At 46.6% G+C, this 18159-nt stretch carries 11 protein-coding genes and 1 riboswitch; of the genes, 6 read left to right on the top strand and 5 right to left on the bottom strand.

Annotation, left to right across the window (positions count from 1 at the left end):
- Positions 1 to 132: 132 nt before the first annotated feature.
- A complete protein-coding gene (locus NL626_RS13835) occupies positions 133 to 588 on the bottom strand; it encodes a DUF2850 domain-containing protein (RefSeq protein ID WP_253657453.1) in 456 nt (151 codons plus the stop codon).
- Positions 589 to 750: 162 nt separating this feature from the next.
- On the opposite strand from NL626_RS13835, the gene argA reads away from it, so the two are divergent.
- Positions 751 to 2088, top strand: coding sequence for an amino-acid N-acetyltransferase (argA, locus tag NL626_RS13830; protein WP_012841478.1), 1338 nt, complete (start codon positions 751 to 753; stop codon positions 2086 to 2088).
- A gap of 416 nt (positions 2089 to 2504) precedes the next feature.
- Positions 2505 to 2693, top strand: coding sequence for a hypothetical protein (locus NL626_RS13825; RefSeq protein ID WP_005380230.1), 189 nt, complete (start codon positions 2505 to 2507; stop codon positions 2691 to 2693).
- Positions 2694 to 2727: 34 nt separating this feature from the next.
- On the opposite strand, the gene recD is transcribed toward NL626_RS13825, so the two are convergent.
- The 3 genes from recD to recC form a co-directional block, all read right to left on the bottom strand.
- Positions 2728 to 4875, bottom strand: a complete 2148-nt coding sequence (gene recD, locus NL626_RS13820; RefSeq protein ID WP_253657452.1) for an exodeoxyribonuclease V subunit alpha — start codon at positions 4873 to 4875, stop codon at positions 2728 to 2730.
- Entirely contained in the window at positions 4875 to 8549 is a 3675-nt protein-coding gene (gene recB / locus NL626_RS13815; RefSeq protein WP_253657472.1) for an exodeoxyribonuclease V subunit beta, read from the bottom strand. Before recB ends, recD begins: the two co-directional genes overlap by 1 nt.
- A 326-nt stretch (positions 8550 to 8875) precedes the next feature.
- Complete coding sequence (recC, locus tag NL626_RS13810) at positions 8876 to 12367, bottom strand: exodeoxyribonuclease V subunit gamma (RefSeq protein WP_253657451.1); 3492 nt, start codon at positions 12365 to 12367, stop codon at positions 8876 to 8878.
- Positions 12368 to 12619: 252 nt separating this feature from the next.
- Here recC and NL626_RS13805 point away from each other — a divergent pair, with 252 nt between their 5' ends.
- Positions 12620 to 14443: a DUF3413 domain-containing protein gene (locus NL626_RS13805; protein WP_253657450.1), complete on the top strand. Its 1824-nt coding sequence runs from the start codon at positions 12620 to 12622 to the stop codon at positions 14441 to 14443.
- A gap of 75 nt (positions 14444 to 14518) precedes the next feature.
- On the opposite strand, the gene NL626_RS13800 is transcribed toward NL626_RS13805, so the two are convergent.
- Positions 14519 to 15493, bottom strand: a complete 975-nt coding sequence (locus NL626_RS13800; protein ID WP_085569832.1) for a TDT family transporter — start codon at positions 15491 to 15493, stop codon at positions 14519 to 14521.
- A gap of 109 nt (positions 15494 to 15602) precedes the next feature.
- On the opposite strand from NL626_RS13800, the gene NL626_RS13795 reads away from it, so the two are divergent.
- The 3 genes from NL626_RS13795 to NL626_RS13785 all read left to right on the top strand — a co-directional run bounded on the left by NL626_RS13795 (position 15603) and on the right by NL626_RS13785 (position 18140).
- Positions 15603 to 16529 carry a LysR substrate-binding domain-containing protein gene (locus NL626_RS13795; RefSeq protein WP_213901505.1) on the top strand — a complete coding sequence of 309 codons (927 nt, stop codon included), beginning with the start codon at positions 15603 to 15605 and terminating at the stop codon, positions 16527 to 16529.
- Between the two features lie 128 nt (positions 16530 to 16657).
- Positions 16658 to 16957: a YebG family protein gene (locus tag NL626_RS13790; RefSeq protein ID WP_005386503.1), complete on the top strand. Its 300-nt coding sequence runs from the start codon at positions 16658 to 16660 to the stop codon at positions 16955 to 16957.
- Positions 16958 to 17113: 156 nt separating this feature from the next.
- Positions 17114 to 17188: riboswitch (Fluoride riboswitch) on the top strand.
- 259 nt (positions 17189 to 17447) lie between these two features.
- Positions 17448 to 18140 carry an iron-sulfur cluster assembly scaffold protein gene (locus NL626_RS13785; protein ID WP_199483002.1) on the top strand — a complete coding sequence of 231 codons (693 nt, stop codon included), beginning with the start codon at positions 17448 to 17450 and terminating at the stop codon, positions 18138 to 18140.
- Positions 18141 to 18159 lie beyond the last annotated feature (19 nt).

Genomic DNA, 18159 nt, shown 5'->3' with positions numbered 1-18159 from the left:
CAGCGGAAGAATTACGGAATTGTCCGGATTATGTTTGAAAGTAAGATTTACTGATTGAGAGATGAAATTGTGATCATCCATGTGACTCACAGACGCAAGAGATCTCTGCTTAACAGACAAAGATAAAAACGACTATCTTACCGCAATCCTTGCACGCCCCTCTAAACGGAATACAGGTAGATAATGTGCATTGGCATCCAGCTTCATTTCTGCATGCTGCTTACCCACAATATTGAAGTGCCGCTCATTTGAACCCACTCGATACGAAAACGAATCCCCATCGAATTCAAAACTGGTCGCCACTGTAGAACCATTTACGGTAACACCGCGCTCACTCAACACAAATTCTTCACGAGCATAAGGCGCAACATCTTGCTCAACCCAGCGACCATAAATTGTCGATTTGGGAATGGGCGGATTAATGGTTCGAGTAATCAAATCACTATACAGCATGCACACGACAACGGTTCCAACTATCGCTATAAGCATGAGAGAACGCTCTAGCCACTTACGAAGCATTGATTTAGATGACGTTTTTGACAGATTTGAAGCAGTGATCGCAGCATTCTTATTAACAGCAGAAGACATGAGGTTCACGTATTGAGGAAAGACGCCACCATTGTAACCTTCCCTCTTAACGGGACCAAGAACCTACCTCAATATGTTTGTGCTTTATTCCAAAATTTCACCTTGCCACCAAGTGAATAAAAAGGCATTATTTTAACATAATTAAACAAAGGAATGGCTGTAGTGAAAATTCGTAGTACTGCTCTCGTAAAAGGATTCCGTCAATCAACACCTTATGTCAATGCTCACCGCGGAAAAACCATGGTGATCATGCTGGGCGGAGAAGCCGTCGCACACAAAAATTTTGGCAATATTATTAATGATATCGCACTCATGCACAGCCTCGGAATCAAAGTCGTGGTGGTGTATGGTGCACGTCCTCAAATTAATCAGCTGCTAGAAAAACAAGACCTCACTACGCCTTACCACAAAAATATCCGCATTACGGATGAATCGGCTTTATCTGTTGTTATGCAAGCTGCCGGACAACTTCAACTTGCGATTACTGCGCGCCTATCAATGAGCCTCAACAACACTCCGATGGCAGGCACCCAGCTCAATGTCGTTAGCGGAAACTACATCATTGCTCAGCCACTCGGCGTTGATGATGGTGTGGACTATTGCCATAGTGGGCGCATTCGCCGCATTGACACCGACGCTATCAACCGCACTCTTGATCAAGGTTCAATTGTTCTGCTAGGTCCCATTGCTAGCTCTGTGACTGGCGAGTGCTTCAATTTATTATCGGAAGAAGTCGCCACCCAACTAGCGATAAAGCTGGGTGCGGATAAGCTGATTGGTTTTTGCTCCGAACAAGGTGTCATTGATGACAACGGCAATGCTGTCGCCGAGTTACTACCAATTGAGGCGGAGCATGTCATCAAAACGCTTTCTGAAAATACGTCTCCTGACCTAGATTACAACACTGGGACACTGCGCTTTCTTAAAGGCTCTATTGCCGCTTGCCGTGCCGGAGTACCTCGTAGCCACTTGATCAGTTATAAAGTAGATGGCGCCTTAATTCAGGAGCTGTTCTCTTTCGACGGCATCGGAACCCAAGTTGTTATGGCGAGTGCTGAACAAGTGAGGCAAGCTAATATTGACGATATTGGCGGTATCTTAGACCTCATTCGCCCGTTAGAAGAACAAGGTGTACTGGTTAGGCGCTCACGAGAGCAGCTAGAGCAAGAGATTGGAAAATTTACCATCATCGAAAAAGACGGCTTGATTATTGGCTGTGCTGCCCTTTATCCATACCCAGAAGAGCGTAAAGCTGAGATGGCTTGCGTAGCGATTCACCCTGACTATCGTGATGGAAACCGAGGTTTGTTACTGCTCAACTACATGAAACATCGTTCTAAATCCGAAACCATTGATCAAATCTTTGTCCTCACGACACACAGTCTGCATTGGTTCAGAGAGCAAGGTTTTTACGAAGTCAGTGTCGACTATTTGCCCGGAGCCAAACAAGGGCTATATAACTTCCAGCGTAAGTCAAAAATCTTAGCGCTAGATTTGTAGCTTAGCCTTAAATCACGAAGCTAAATTTAACGTTCCGCTATACCAAAACCTCAAGGTGCGGGATTCAGCTCATTAACGCTCAATCCTGCACATCGAGCTTGTTTAGGAACGAGTTTGTTTAGGAGTAAGGCCACACATAAACCCTACTCCGGACTAGCGGGTCATCATATAAACACCAACTTAGAAATACGCAAACCATTGCTTGATTTTCGTTCCAATTTTATCTTTTAAATATACATTTGGTTGGCTATACTCTGCTCGCTAGTGATTGGTTTTTAACCAATACGAATGGATCTAGGTGATGTAATGTAGCCTTCACCCTAAAATACTGGGCAATTGAAAAACTAGTTAGCTCCGTATTGCACACCAAGGACAGTTGTTAATCTGACTTTAAATAAGCCGAGACGAGCACTGTTATGAGAACAATCATTTGTAATTCGCTTCAAAGCTTCTGGGATATGGCTGACAATCAGTTTTTAGAAGGCCTAGACGTCCACTGTGTTTTCCCCGTAAATGACGCTATCCGAGATTTTATTCTTGCTTATCAACAGCAATACAAAATACGCAGCGTGTCTTTTACCAACGCGTTTGCAAAACATGCATAAAAGAAGACCGAGCCATAAGCTCGGTCTTCTTGTTTTAGTTAGTAAGCCGCTGTACTAACCCACTCGCACGAGTGGTTTTCACCTTAATGCCTCGCTTCAGAACATTAAGTTCGGCGTAAAGAGCTAAACGCTTTTTCGCGCGGGTAATGCCTGTGTAAATCAACTCACGGGTTAATATCGGGCTAAAGTCTGGTGGCAAAATCATCAGGGTGTAATCAAATTCACTGCCTTGCGATTTATGGATGGTCATGGCGTAAGCCGTTTCATGTTCAGGTACTCGGCTCGGTAAGACCGATTTCACACTGCCGTCAGGTAACTCAAAAAAGACTTTCAAACGCGGTTCTTCTTCAGTGTCATCTCGCATGCAAATACCAATATCACCGTTATACAAACCTAAACCGTGATCATTACGCGTAACCATGACGGGTCTGCCGTGATACCAAATTTCATCCTGAACTTGAATGAACTTGCGCGCTGCGAGCGCTTTCTCGATACGTTGGTTTAGCCCAGCCACACCGAAGTCACCTTCACGGATCGCGCACAGCAGTCGGCATTGGTTGAAGGTATCTAACACCGCTTTGGCTTTGTGCGTTAGCGACTCTGGCTCTCCGGTTTTAGGAGCAGTTTCCTGTTGTCCAATGCGTTTGAGGTAACGACCGTATTCCTGCACCAACGTCTGCATCATTTGGTTATAATGTTGACTACTTAGTGCGAAATGTTCGATATCGGAAAAGTCACGCGCCCAGACGTTATCTACGCTCGCAGCAGAACCTGAGTTAACCGCTTTTGCCAACTGACCAATGCCTGAGCGAGCGTCAAATCGGTAGCTCTTTTGCAGCATACATAAGCTATCGGCAATGCTGGAGGCACTGTTCCCCGTATGGGCTAAAGTATCGAAGCCCGTCAGTTTTGCGATGGCTGACGCCTGCTCTTTGCCATAACCCAATGCATGGAATGAACAGATATCCCCCAACACTGCCCCTGCTTCAACTGAGGCAAGTTGGTCTTTATCACCTAGCAAAATCAGCCGCGCATGTTTCGGTAAGGCATCGACCACTTTGTACATCATTGGTAAATCGACCATCGACGCTTCGTCGATAACTAAAATATCCAAATGCAGTGGATTTTGCTTGTTGTGACGAAATTCTGCGCTATTAGGAATCGCGCCCAGCAACCTATGTAAGGTGCTCGATTCAGTTGGAATTTTGGCTTTTAGCTCCGGAGAAACTGGCAGCTCTTGCACTGCTTTACCAATGGACTCGGTTAATCGCGCCGCCGCTTTCCCCGTCGGGGCCACCAGCTTGATGGTTAGATTTTTCTCTTGCGTCGCCTGTTCAATCAAAGCAGCAAGCAATTTGGTTACTGTCGTCGTTTTACCCGTACCAGGGCCACCAGAAATCACAGCAAATCGACGGGTTAACGCAACTGCCGCCGCGACTTTTTGCCAGTTCACGCAAGCCGAGAGTGGTACGAGTTCATCCAGTATTTGCAAATCTTGAACCTTGCGCGCATTGCTAAGCACGGAATCAATGGCGTGCCAATCCAACGATTCGCTTGCGACCACATCAAGGTGGTCACACACCAATTGCTGACGCAACACTTGGTTGCTGCTTCCCGCTTCTACTACTTTGCCTAACGCGTTAAACAGAAAATGGTATTGACGTGCAAACAAATGGTTGAGTAACTCGGATAATCGCGCAAACTCTTGTGGTTGCAAGTTAACTGCGGCGCCCAACTGATTGAGCTTTTCCGCCAGTGTCACTTCATAATGCCAATAGCGGTGCAGATACAGACGCTCGCCATCGAACATCAGCGGTAAGGCTTCTCCTTGCGCGCCGACCACTGTGGAATTTTTTAATACTTGAATCCAGTCTATGCCTTGCAACTGTGTGTTGAGCGCCAATGCCGACTCACCAAACAGCCCTAGCTTACTGGCTAAATCCGTAGATTGCCCTTGTGCATCGAACAGAGACAGACAGATATGTCCTTTACCAAGCTCACTACTGACAACACCCGCGATAAACGCCAATGCTTGACTGTCCGACTGTTCATCATGCGTTTGAGAATCAATAAAGCAGGCGAATTGGTAGTCGAGCTGACGAATAGCACCTTTGTGCGCCAAGCGTTCCAGCGCTACCAATAGACTATCTTGGTCAGAATGAAGATTGTGATTTGTCGTCATTAAAGTAGCTCCATCTGCCCGGCTTGAGTTGAGCGCGTTTCAAGTGCTTGACCATCAATCAAACGATCCATCTCTTGTAAGAACTCGAAAGTTGGTTTCGCGGCAAAAATGCCGTGGTCACTCTGCCCATCCATGCCGCGCAAGAACAAGTAATACACGCCACCGAAGTGCTGTTCATAATCATAATTGGCCAATCGGCTACGTAGGAAACGATGCAGGGCTAACGCATAAATCTGGTACTGCAAATCGTAGCGGTGATCTGCCATCGCCGATTTCAGAGCCTCACCATGGTAGTGCGTCACATCGTCGCCAAGATGATTCGATTTCCAGTCAAGCACGTAGTATTTACCTTGATGTTCAAACACCAAGTCGATAAAACCTTTGAGCATGCCTTGCACGGTTTGGAAACCTAAATCCCCCGCTTTCGCCGACAACGGATCGTGACGTTGAATAACTCGGTTTAACGCCGGTGCAGACAACACTTCAATCGGCAACAAGAATTCCATCTCCACCAAACGCTGCGACGGTGCTTTTTGATTCAGCAGTAAAGACTTACCATCCAATGGCGTTGCGAGTACGGTATCAATCAATTGCTGTAAAATGGGCAACCACTCTTCATCGAGCTGTTCGCTTTCCATCAAGCCAAGGATGATTTGTGTATTCTCTTCCGTCGTGGCTAGCTGAGTAAATTCAATTTCCTCAAACAGGCTGTGCAGGAACGTACCCGGACGCGCACCACGAGGGAAGGTAAAAATAGAACGCTCTGGCTCCACCAAATCCGCTTCGTCTTGTTCTTCAGATGAGTCGATATCAAAACCCGTAACCTCAATCGTGGCATCATGCTCGGCGTGATGAGAGCCTTGCTTGACCAAGCTAGAATAACTGGTGATGCGCCAGTTTCTATCGATAGGGTTTTGCAGCTCATTCGCGCTAAGATCGTGTATTTCTTCTTGTGGTGCTACGTACTTCTCTTCGAGTTGCTGCGGCGGATCGGCCACAACGACACAATCAAGCTCGTCTTGTTGCTTTGTTAAACCTTGGTGCAAATCGTTAATGCCACCTTCTTGACCATTTTGAATCAAATAGCCAATCGCACTGCGGTGTACGCCGGTTGGCTCTTTGGTCGAACGGCCATTGCGCAAAGGCGAGGCTCCAATAAAACACGCATACACAGCACGCGTTAACGCCACGTATATCAAGCGTAAGTCTTCCGCCAAACGCTCTTTATCCGCTTGCTTCATGGACGCATCGTTGCCAGTGATATCCAGTACCGTGCGGTCATTGGCTGCATCGTAATATTTGGCTTCGCTGGCTTCTCGATAGCTGAACACAAACGGCAGAAATACGAGGTCATACTCCAAGCCTTTTGATTTGTGAATAGTTACGATCTGCACTAAGTTACGTTCCGATTCTAAACGTTGGATTTGGTCATCACTGCCGCCCAAACCATTTTCCGCATCACTGATGGACTGAGCGAGCCAACGCAGCAGACCGTGGTCGCTATCCAGTTCATTACTGGCTTGTTGAAGCAGTTCACCGATGTGCATTAAATCGGTAAGTACTCGCTCACCATTTTCACCCTGTGAACTCGCGCCTTCTTCTAGTAATCGCTCGGCAATATGGCGTTTGCTGATCACCGCGCGCAACATCGGCAGCACACCACGTTGAACCCAAAGTTTGCGATATTCTTTGAATTCGTTTACGGCGTTTTCCCACACAATTTCATCGTTATTAAGTGCATCCAAACTTGCTGCGTCGAGGGCAAACAGCTCAGAAGCAAGACTTGCACGCAGCGCACGGTCATTTTCTGGCGTCAGCACCGCTTGCAGCAGACGCTGTAAATCCTGCGCCACTGAACTGGTAAACACACTGTCTCGGTTAGACAGGTACACGCTGGCAATGCCTTGTTCAGCCAGCGCTTGTTTGATCATTCGACCTTCACTACCTGTTCGAACCAACACCGCGATATCGCCCGCTTGAACCGCTTTCTGTTTTTCGCCATTCACCAGACACGCTTGCCCCTGTTGAGCCTGCGTCAAAATGGTTTGGATTTGGCTTGCGGTCGCCTCCGCCATCCGAGTCAAATACTCGCCTTTTGGTAGCGGTTTATCGTCCGCTTCTTGCAACCAATAAGTCAGCGCCGGTTGCTTTTGGCCACCCATAGTCCAAATGCGTTTTTCGGCATTGGGACTGTACCTAACGGGTAAGAACGGAATATCCGAATCATAGATAAATGGACTGTCTGGCAAAGCAAATACTTGGTTTACCGCCTGCACCATATCTGCGCTAGAACGCCAGTTGGTTCCTAACGTGTAGTGGGCACTTACTTGGTTACGCGCTTTGATATAGGTGAAAATGTCTGCGCCACGAAAGCCATAAATCGCCTGCTTGGGGTCACCGATCATAAACAAACCACATTCCGGGTTGTTCAGATAAATACGGCTGAAAATACTGTATTGAAGCGGGTCGGTATCTTGGAACTCGTCAATCATTGCGACAGGATACAAAGTACGAATACGCGCCGCTAAAAGCTCGCTTTCGTCCGTATCGATAGAAGCAGAAAGTTGCGTCAGCAAATCATCGAAAGAGAGCCACTGTTTTTGATTTTTCGCGTTGGCCAGCATCACACGACAATGCTCAATCGCATGAGCAAGCAGTGGCGCTTTTAAGCTGATTGGGTTAGCAAGAAATGTTTCAATGGCTTCAAATACCGCGTGCTGCGGCGCACTGCCTTTCAGTGTTTTTTCCAACAAGACGTTTTGCGCGAATTTCTCCAGCTTGTCTGGATAATCGTAACCTGTGGTTTCCGTTGCCGCCCAAGCATTCACCGCCTCCAACCACGTCGGCAGAGACTTTTTGTTGTAACTTCTCGGATTTACACCTGAAGACGAAATTAGCGTTAAGAAGTCATCTTGGCTTTCTCGCCACTGTGCTTTTAATTCATCAATTTTTTTCAGATTTTCAGTATGAAGATCAGCCAAACTGCCTTTCATTGCCGGAACAGAAAGGCTTAACGGCGCACCAGTTAAGTAATTGCTGATGTCAGACAACAACGCAGATGGAGAGCTCCATAGCTGGCGAATTTCCCCAGCCAAGGTAAACGGCAACGGGTAGAAATTGCGACGCCAGTAATCGGCTACAACTTGCGCTTTTAGGTGACTTTCATCGGTCACAAACTCGTTATTAAATCGGCTGCCAGATTCAAACGCATTTTGCGTTAGCATACGTTGGCAAAAACCGTGAATGGTGTAGACCGCCGCCTCGTCCATCTGACGCTCTGCCTGCAATAAAATTTCTGCGGCTTGCTTGTGATCGTCAAACTCATTAAGCAAAGGTTGGATCACCGGATCGGAACTCTGTCCACGCGCAAACGCGATTCGCGCGTCATGGATCCTTGCCCTGATACGATCGCGTAATTCCGCAGTTGCCGCTTCGGTAAAGGTTACAACCAGAATTTGGTCGACCGTAAGCGGTACGCGATGTCGAGTTTCCGCGCTGCCATGACCAAGCAAAAGACGCAGATATAAACCTGCAATAGTGAAGGTTTTACCTGTACCTGCTGATGCCTCGATTAACCTCGCACCGTGCAGAGGAAACGTCATCGGTTCTAGTGGCGTTGGTTGAGGCTGCTCTGTGCGGTCTAACGTATGTAGAGGACACTCTGCACCTGACATTTGATCCATAACGCTGAATCTCTCCGGATTATTTACTAGGACGTATCACCTAATAAATGTGATCTATAGTTAAAAATTCTATTAATATGTTTAACAAGTTGGATAATTTAGAGCTTTGTGAGATCTTTCTCACGGTTATCCATAAGACGTACCGTTAGTATGCGCCCCACGAGATAAGCCAAACCTTTTGGCGGCACAACTCAAATGAATTAAACAAAAGTATCATGGTCCCTCTGACCTTGTGGCCGTACAGCGAACGCCCTACAAAAAATAATGATTTTCTGGCGGCCACCCTACTCTTCCTTCTCTTTATCCAACTGTCTTTATTACGCTTTTACGTCATCAGTGTCTTGAACCGCTAAGCGCGCACCTTGCAAAACTAATGCTGTCAGCAAACGAACTTCTGAGGCCAACTCATCATTCCAAGCAGGCCAAATTCGAGAGATGTACGCATTACTGCCTTCGCCCGGGCTCATGAAGCCATCATTGAATGCGTCAGCCATTTTCTTCAAAGATTTCTCTTCGTCATCTACCCACTGACCGCGGCTAAAGCCCGCTTCAACACAAGCCAACGCCGTTTTCGGGAAATAAGGCAAAGGCTTAGTCATGCCTTCGAAGAACAAGCGAACCAATTCAGTCAGTAGCTGTTTGGCATACTGCACATCGGCAATTTCTGGGTAGATCAAATGCAGCGCGCCTTCTTTACGATCGTAGCCAATCAGATGAGTTTTCTTGGCATAACCCGACGCCGACATGGCAAGGTGATCGATCCACGCTGCAAGGTAATCCTGCGAGCGAATCTTACCGCTTCGGTAACGAATCAACCCAGATTGGTAACACTGGGTTAGCCAACCTGTTAGGCGAACGTTTTTCTCTTCGCCTTCATTTCGCTCAAACAAGGAATCAAACGTCAGGTCGATTTCCAAATCGTCTTGAGGCGCACCAGATAAAAACGCCAGTTTATCCACCAGCTCTTCCGCCTGAACTCGGTTGGTTTCAAATTCGATATCACCAAACGCCCCCACCGGCAGTTTGCCTTGCGCGCGCTGTTGACTCATAAAGTGTTTAAGCACCTCTGTTTTTTTCTCTGGCTGCATCAATGTCGCTTCAAGCAAGGTTTCTAACAGCTCATCACGCATTTGATAGCTTTCCAAACCACCTAAAACAAAGGGTTCGTCGTCTTCCATCACCGGTAGTGGCGGTTCAAAGATTACTTTTAAACGACGATTGAAAAAATACTGCACAGGTAAGCGCCAGAAACGTTGCAACTCGACTAAGTCGAGCTCAAGTGGGAACGTCGCTCCTAACAGATAGTCGTCTAATGCCCGATTAAAATCACGACGAACATAGCCTTGCGATTGACTACTTTGAGTCAATGCCGCTGGAATCCACTCTTTCGCGTAGCTGGCGTGCATGCCTTGGAACGCTCTTGGGCTAAACGGCACCATGGCGTGGGTATTCACCAACGCATTTAATAAGTTGTCGCCAGACTCATCAACGGGCAACGCTTCATCACCACTTAAACAATAGTTTTGGTGACAGTATTCCATCAGCTCAGAAACCAGAACCGAAGGCACTCGCTCGGTGTTGTCTTGGATTGAACGGCCAACATAACTGATGTAGAGCGTTTGCTGTGCAGACAACATCGCTTCGAGGAATAGGTAACGGTCATCATCTCGGCGCGAACGGTCGCCCGGCTTGGTTCTTCCCGTCATCAAGTCAAAGCCTTCTGGCGGCATGGAGCGTGGGTACACGCCGTCATTCATCCCCAGTAGACAAACGGTTCTAAACGGAATAGAGCGCATCGGCATCAGAGTACAAAAGTTCACTTGACCAGCAAGGAAGCGCTGGCTGACTCGTGTGCCAGATAATTTGTTTTGAAGGTATTGGCTGATGATCGACGGCGATAACGCATCATCAAATGCGGCATCAGCTAATTGCTCTTTGAGTTGGTTGAGCGTATCGCGAATGGATTTGAGCGCCATTTCGCCTTCTAACTCAACAGAGAAGAAGTCATCCAGCAGTGAAACCAAAGTCTCTCGCCAACCATCGATAGTTTGAACATGAGAAAGTTTGCTTCGATAAGTGCTAATTTGTTGGATAAAGTGTGCCAACTTGCCCGCCAGCTCTGCGCCCATGCCTTGCACTTCGTTGTACGGAGACAAACTGCCTTGCTCGGTTTCAAACAAACCAGCGGATTCTGGCATCGCGTAGCCAAGCAACATTCGTTGAATACCAAATTGCCATGTGTTTTGACGAGTTTCCGGCAGTTCAAATTCGCGTCCGGTATTGGCATCCAACCCCCAGCGAATTCCCGATTCTTCAACCCATTGTTTGGCTTGTAAGAAATCATCTTCGCTGAGTTCAAAACGCTTTAATATCGCTGGAGTTTCCAGAAGTTCGAGTAGTTCTGATGCCAAACAGCGCGTATTGGGTAAGTTCACCAACTGCATAAATGCGGCCAGAATTGGGCTCTCTTGATCGGCGGTTCGGTCAGAAATCGAATATGGAATAAAACGCTCACCCGGCGCGTTACCAAAGACCGCCTGAATCGCAGGGCTGTAAGCGTTGATGTCCGCGACCATCACGATAATATCGCGCGGTTTTAACGTTGGGTCAGCATCGAACATCGCCAACAGTTGATCATGCAGCACTTCCACTTCACGCATCGGGCTGTGACAAGCGTGTAGGCTCAGTGATTTATCACCCAAGCTAACCACTTGTTTGTGATGACTGTTTTCAATCTGTTGGTCATCTTGATGTTCTTCAAGATTGAGAATATCCGCTTGCAATTGATGGAGCAGACTGTCGCGCTCAACATCAACAAAGGCTTCAATTTCATGAGATTCCAGCTGAGACAACAGATACATATTGTCGCGCCCGAGTTTACCCATGGATGCCAACAGACTGTTTCCGACCACATCGGTGTGCAGCTCATCGATCACATTATCTTCCAGTGATCCTTTCAGTTGCTCAGTTTCACCTTGCACTTCCGAGTGATCGTCCTGCCACACAACGTGCTGACGATGTTTCGCCGCCAAACGAGCCAGATATTTGCGATCTCGAACTTCACCCCAGTAATAACGACACGGGTTGGTGAACATCAGATGCACGTCGATGTGTTCACCAATTGCTTTTAGCGCATCCATATAGCGAGGCGGCAACGAAGAAATACCAAAAACAAACAAACGCTTGGGTAAATGGTCAAAATTGCCGTTAAAACTCGCTAATGTGTCGATAAAGTGCTCATAAAGGTTGGCACGGTGATAAGGAGACTGTCCTAATGACACAGTGTGATCGTACAACGCTTGCCACAGGATCGGCTGCCACGGATGCTCATCTTCCAGCTCTGGCACACTCTGCCCAGCTTCCCAACTTGCGATCCATTCCGGACGATACACCAAGTAACCATCGAAAATATCGGCAATTTTCTCAGCCAGCTGATACAGCTTAGAGTGGTCACTGTCATCTTTGAGGTACTGCGCTAACGGCGAAAACACCTCTTGGTTGAGAAGCCCCGGAAGCAGATGCATCAACTTCCACGTCATCGCTTCTTTGTTAAACGCACTGCGTTTTGGCACGTCTGGCAACACCTGCGTAAACATATCCCAAATGAAGGTAGCAGGAAGCGGAAAATCAATGTTCGCGGCAACACCAAACTCTTTGGCCAATTCCATTTTTAGCCACTGGGACATGCCCGGACTTTGAACCAGAATTTGTTCTTTTTCGAACGGGTTTTCCAGCGGACTGATTCGAATCAGTTCGACAAGGAGTGATTTAAGAACGTCAACTTGGTTGGAGTGATAAACAGTAAACAAATTGGGAATACCGAGCGCCGATTGAAACTGTTAGCTAGCTTAGCACAGCCCCATTTAAACCCGCAGTGATCTCGCGTTCGGAAAAAACAAAAGGTTATATATCACTCAAATAGAGTATGAATCTTCTTAATTTTCACATGTCAATCAAGTCTGACACCTCCATACAAAATGTGACATTCGTCGCAACTATTCCATAATAAAAAACACTGTTTTATACTCCCTCTACCCATAATTTATAAACAAACAAAAAGTATGTTTCGCAAACTGTCTTCCAACAGCGCTTGGCTGATTGCTTTTTTTGCTTGCTTTGCAGTGTACCTGTCGATCGCTTGTTATCCTTTTGTATTGTCTAACAATCAGAATGAACCGCTAACCTTGTTGCAAGGTTACTATTTGGTTTCGACTCAATATGGCTGGCTAGGCTTGATCGCTCTTCCATTTATGTTGTTGAGTTTATTGCTCTCTTTTCTACCGACTCGAGCATTCAAAGGTATCGTGATCGCTATCGCGATCTGTCTATTGATTATGTTTAAAGTCGATATCCTCGTTTTTCAGCAATACAAACTTCACATCAACGCTCTATTAATCCGTATGTTTTTCGAAGGTGGTGGTGATGTCTTCGATATTTCGTGGATGAGTTGGCTTATCTTCGTCAGTGAAGTTGCCGTTCTGGTGATCGGGCTCGCCTGTACCGTTTGGGTAAGTAATAAACTGGCACAAAGCCGAGCTAAGTTCGTTTTGATCAGCGTCTGGTTTGCTGTATTGCTCAGCACACAGATGATTCATGCGTACAAAAATGCCCTTTACGACGATGAAGTCAGTCAGTTTTCGAATAACTGGCCACTTTACTACCCGCTGACGGCTCGTAAATTTATTTACAAACACGACCTAGTTGATGAGAGCATTGCATCGAAGAACCGCGTAGAGTTAACCAACATTGAACGTAGCTCACTCAACTACCCGCTTGCGCCGATTCAAGTGCAAAGCAAAGAGAAACAGCCCAATGTTTTGTTTATCTTGGTTGACGCGTGGCGCTACAGTGATGCGACGCCGAAAGTCATGCCAAATGTCAGCAAGTTCGCCGAAAAAACGGTGAATTTCACACAACATATGAGCGGCGGCAACTCAACTCAAGCGGGTATTTTCAGCCTGTTTTACAGCTTGCCCGCGACCTACTGGGAAAGCTTTTACGCAAGTCAACGCTCTCCTGTTTTTATGGATACGCTGCAAGCAGAAGGCTACCGCATGGGCATTTTTGGCTCGGCACCGCTCACCAGCCCGCCACTTTCTCGCACGGTATTCAAAAAAGTGTCGGACTTGACCCTGAAACAAACTGGGGAAACAGCTGTCGAGCGCGATCAGCAGATAACAGACAAGTTCATCGAGTTCCAAAAGCAGGATAGCGACAAGCCGTACTTTGGTTTTCTGTTCTACGATGCCGCCCACGGCACAGTATTTCCCGAACCTGAATTTGCGAAATTCAAACCATACTGGGAACGCGTTGACCACATTTTGCTCAACAACGATTTTGACGCTTCGCTTTACCACAATCGATACAAGAACTCGTTGTACTACATCGACAGCTTGATTGGTGATGTGCTGAAAAATGTCGACTTAGACAACACCATTGTGGTGATTTCATCAGATCATGGTGAAGAGTTTAACGACCATAAGATGAACTATTGGGGCCACACGGGTAACTACAGTGACGTTCAAGTACATGTGCCTCTTTACGTGTACATGCCAAATCGTCAGCCAGAGCAAGTTGATTACCGCACGACCCATTTTGACGTCGTGCCAACCATGATGAATACGCTGTTTGACGTTCAAGGCACAACGAGTTCATACAGTGTTGGTCATAACTTGTTTGATAGCTCTGCCTCTCGCGATTGGTATATTGCAGGCAGCTACTACAACTATGCATTGGTCGGCAAAGAACTGATGCTTGTGGTCAACCCTGGCGGGCACTCTCAGCAACTGAATCGCCAGTTAAAAGTCGAGAAAGAACAGAAAGTTCCTGTCGATATCATTCGTCATTCTCTGGATGAGATGTCGCGATTTTACAAAAAAGGCTAGCGTCCAACATCGACGCCGATTGAAATAAAAAAGCCTCTTGGTTGTAAGACCAAGAGGCTTTTTCCTCTCTGCTATTTAAGCGTGATGAGCGTGCATCAAGCGTGGCTGAATCAATAAGTTGTTGATGTATTGTAAAGCCACATAAGAGACAACAAATGTTGCCACAATCAACTCAAGACCAGCTAAGCCTCGTACTTGTTGAACATAGTGCGCAGCCAATCCTTGCAACTCCATCCAATTCGCCATTTTAAACAGCGCCGTCGCACCGATCACCATCGGGAAGGTAAACGCTGCATAGCCAGGGCTGAATGGCAGTCTTAGCAATTTAAAGAAGGCTAAGTAGATGATGGCTGTCATCAATACCGCGATACCAAATAGCATAGCGATGATCACTGGTGATGGTGTCGCAGTGACCGTTAAGTACCCTGCCAATGATAGACTTGCTGGCGCTGCCATGATTGCCATTGTTGGTTTCGCTGCATCCGGAATTTCATGGGTGAACATGAAACGGTAGATCATCATTGGCAACATCACCGCGTAAGCCACCATACCGAAGATCAACGCACCGTGTGCAATAGGTGCAAGCACTGGGTTACCTGAGAAAGACACGTCTGCAACGATAATACCCACTGGTGGTACGAACCAGCTTGGCACCATGTGGTGTAGTTCAAAATCTTTGGCGCGATGGTAAACAAAGCTCACCAAGAACACGATGTGCAAAACCACCGCAATCAGCCAAAGCGCATCGCCAGCTAATGGGTAAAAATGGCCGAGAGAGTTCGATACCACCATAGTGCCCATCGCAAATGTCGGAACCACGCTGCCCACAACCGGATGAGCAAGATCTTGTCTCAATAGATGATTATGTAGCAAAAACTTGGTTGCCAATATAGCCAATAATACGCTCGCGATACCCGCACTAATCCACTGTCCGTAGCCATGTAATTCGGCGAAGTTCTCCCAACTCCAGCCCAAGCTTGCAATACCAAGAGCCAAACCCGCCATTGGAGTTGGCGCTCCCATTACTTTTGCTTTTGTTCTTTGAATCATGATGACCTCAACCAGACTCACTCTTGATGGGACGTATAATACGCTTGCACTTCGTTCCGATATATCTAATTATTTAAAACAAACGTTCAGAATTACTTAACGGTGGGGTATGGCAAGTCACATTTCTCTTAAACAACTGAAAGTGTTTACGACGATCACGCAGCACAAAACGCTCACAGCAGCTTCTGATAGTCTCTTTTTATCGAAAGCCGCAGTGAGCATGGCACTCTCAGAATTAGAAAAACAGATCGGCCATCACTTGTTTGATCGTGTTAATAACCGACTGATTTTGAACCAAGAAGGTCAAAAACTGCTACCACTGGCGGATGAGTTACTCAACCGAGCCAAAGACATCGAGAGCATTTTCGATGGTGACCAAGCGCTATCGGGCCAACTTCGCATTGGTGCCAGCGACACCATTGGCAACCAAGTCGCGCCCTATTTGCTTAGCGAATTTCGTCAGCAAACGAACCATCGATCTCAAAGCCTGTTCATTTCTAACTCCGCACAAATCTGCGACATGCTGACCGATTACGAGTTAGACATAGCCCTCATTGAAGGCAAAACACTTCACCCTGAATTGCAGTCCACCCAGTTTAGCGAAGATGAAATGTGCGTGATTTGCGCGCCCGATTCCCCAGCCGCGCACGAAGGGCCAGTAAACTTAACCGAGCTAGAAAACAGTGAATGGATATTGCGAGAGGCGGGATCTGGTTCACGCGAATTTTTTATGCGCGTTGTCGCGCCGCGCTTGGAACATTGGCATGAAGCTTTTCAGCTCAATACCACCGAAGCGCTGATCAACTCAGTATCGGCAGGGTTAGGCTTAGGTTGCTTGTCACGTTTGTCTGCAGAACCTGCTATTCGTGACGGCCGCGTAAAACTGCTCGACATGCCTTTAGATATGAAACGTCGCTTCTGGTTACTGGTTCATAAAGAGAAATATCAAAGCCCATTGCTCAGAACGTTTATCGAATTTTGCCAAGATTGGGAGCGACCAACAAACCTTCCTTTGGGGAATAAATCCGCAAAGTGAAACCAAGATAGTTTAAATGCTAGTCAGTTAGTTGTACGTGTCTCTCATTCTGAGGCTTGTCGCTAGACTTGATTGGTCAAAAACTGTATAAAAAGCCAGTATCAATACACCAAATTAGGGGACCAACCATGGCTGTAATCGTCAAGTACGTGGTAGAACGCAATGGAGAAGAGAAAATGACTTTTACCTCTAAAGCGGAAGCTGACGCATACGACAAAATGCTGGATATGGCAGACGAGTTATTCTCACTGCTGGGTAAAAGTGAACTTCTAGAAGACGAAGGTAAGCAAGAAGATCTTGCAATGTACCTTGCGCAAAACAAAGAAGAAGTGCTTTACGCTCTGGGTGCAAAACGTAAACCTGCACCAAAAAAAGCAAAGAAGCTTGAAGCTGTTGAAGAAGATAGCGAGCAAGAAGACGCTGCATAAACCTCTCATTTGTTTAGAAAAAACGTCGCATTATGCGGCGTTTTTTTATTCCTTCCGTTTATCTCCATATATCTCTGAGAATATAAAGAACCGATTTAATATCCCAAATTGCTCTAAATTTCATGTTGCAGATTAGTGTGACTTAGATCTAGTCTAAATGGGTTCGGTGATGGGGTACCACCGGAATCGAAAGATTCGAACCGCTTTAAAGCTAATGACTCCTACAGAAACGAAAACAGGTCAGCCCTGTTGGAAATGCTTTCGCCTGTGTTGTGAAAGCAAGAGTTCTGTAGTGAGCAATTCAACTCTTCTCCAACCCCGCTCCTGTTTTCTCAAAAATTAAAAAGATATCCAAAATAGTTGTTAACTCAACAAGGCGACAAACGCATGAACCTCCTGAACATAGTTTTCTATTTGATGGAGCGAATAAGAGCAGTCAACGCCGTTGAGTCTGACAAATAGGCTGGATATCGTACACTGGGAAAACACTATGCAATACTCACACGAAATCCAATCAATGTGCCCGATTCAACGCGGCGATCTTCATGCATCTGCACCGATCCCTGTTGAAGGCGCAATGATCAATCCAAAAGACGTTATCGCGATTTCTGGTCTTAGCCACGGCGTTGGCGCTTGTGCTCCTCAACAAGGCGCAGCAAAACTGACTCTTAACGTCAAAAACGGCATCATCGAAGAAGCTTTGATCGAAACGATCGGCTGTTCAGGCATGACTCAATCAGCAGCGATGGCCGCAGAAATCCTAACAGGCAAAACCATTCTTGAAGCACTGAATACCGACTTGGTATGTGATGCTATTAACGTCGCGATGCGCGAAATCTTCCTTCAATTTGTTTACGGTCGTACTCAATCTGCTTTCTCTGAAGGCGGCTTGGAAATTGGTGCGGCACTGGAAGACCTTGGTCAAACTCAACGTAGCCAAGTGGGTACTAGCTACTCAACTAAATCGAAAGGCGTACGTTACATGGAGTTGGCTGAAGGCTATGTAACAAAACTCGCGCTAGACGAAAACAAAGAAGTGATTGGTTACCAATATCTCAACCTAGGCAAGATGATGAAAGCCATCAACGAAGGCGTACCTGCAGCAGAAGCTGCAGACCAAGCAACGGGGACTTACGGTCGTTTTGACGAAGCCGTATCTACCATCAACCCACGCCAACAATAATTGCCACCAAGAGGAAAGA

The sequence above is a fragment of the Vibrio sp. Y58_MX_L22 genome (assembly GCF_024181865.1).
Classification (GTDB): Bacteria; Pseudomonadota; Gammaproteobacteria; order Enterobacterales; family Vibrionaceae; genus Vibrio; species Vibrio alginolyticus.
This window is presented reverse-complemented; position numbering and strand designations above follow the sequence as displayed.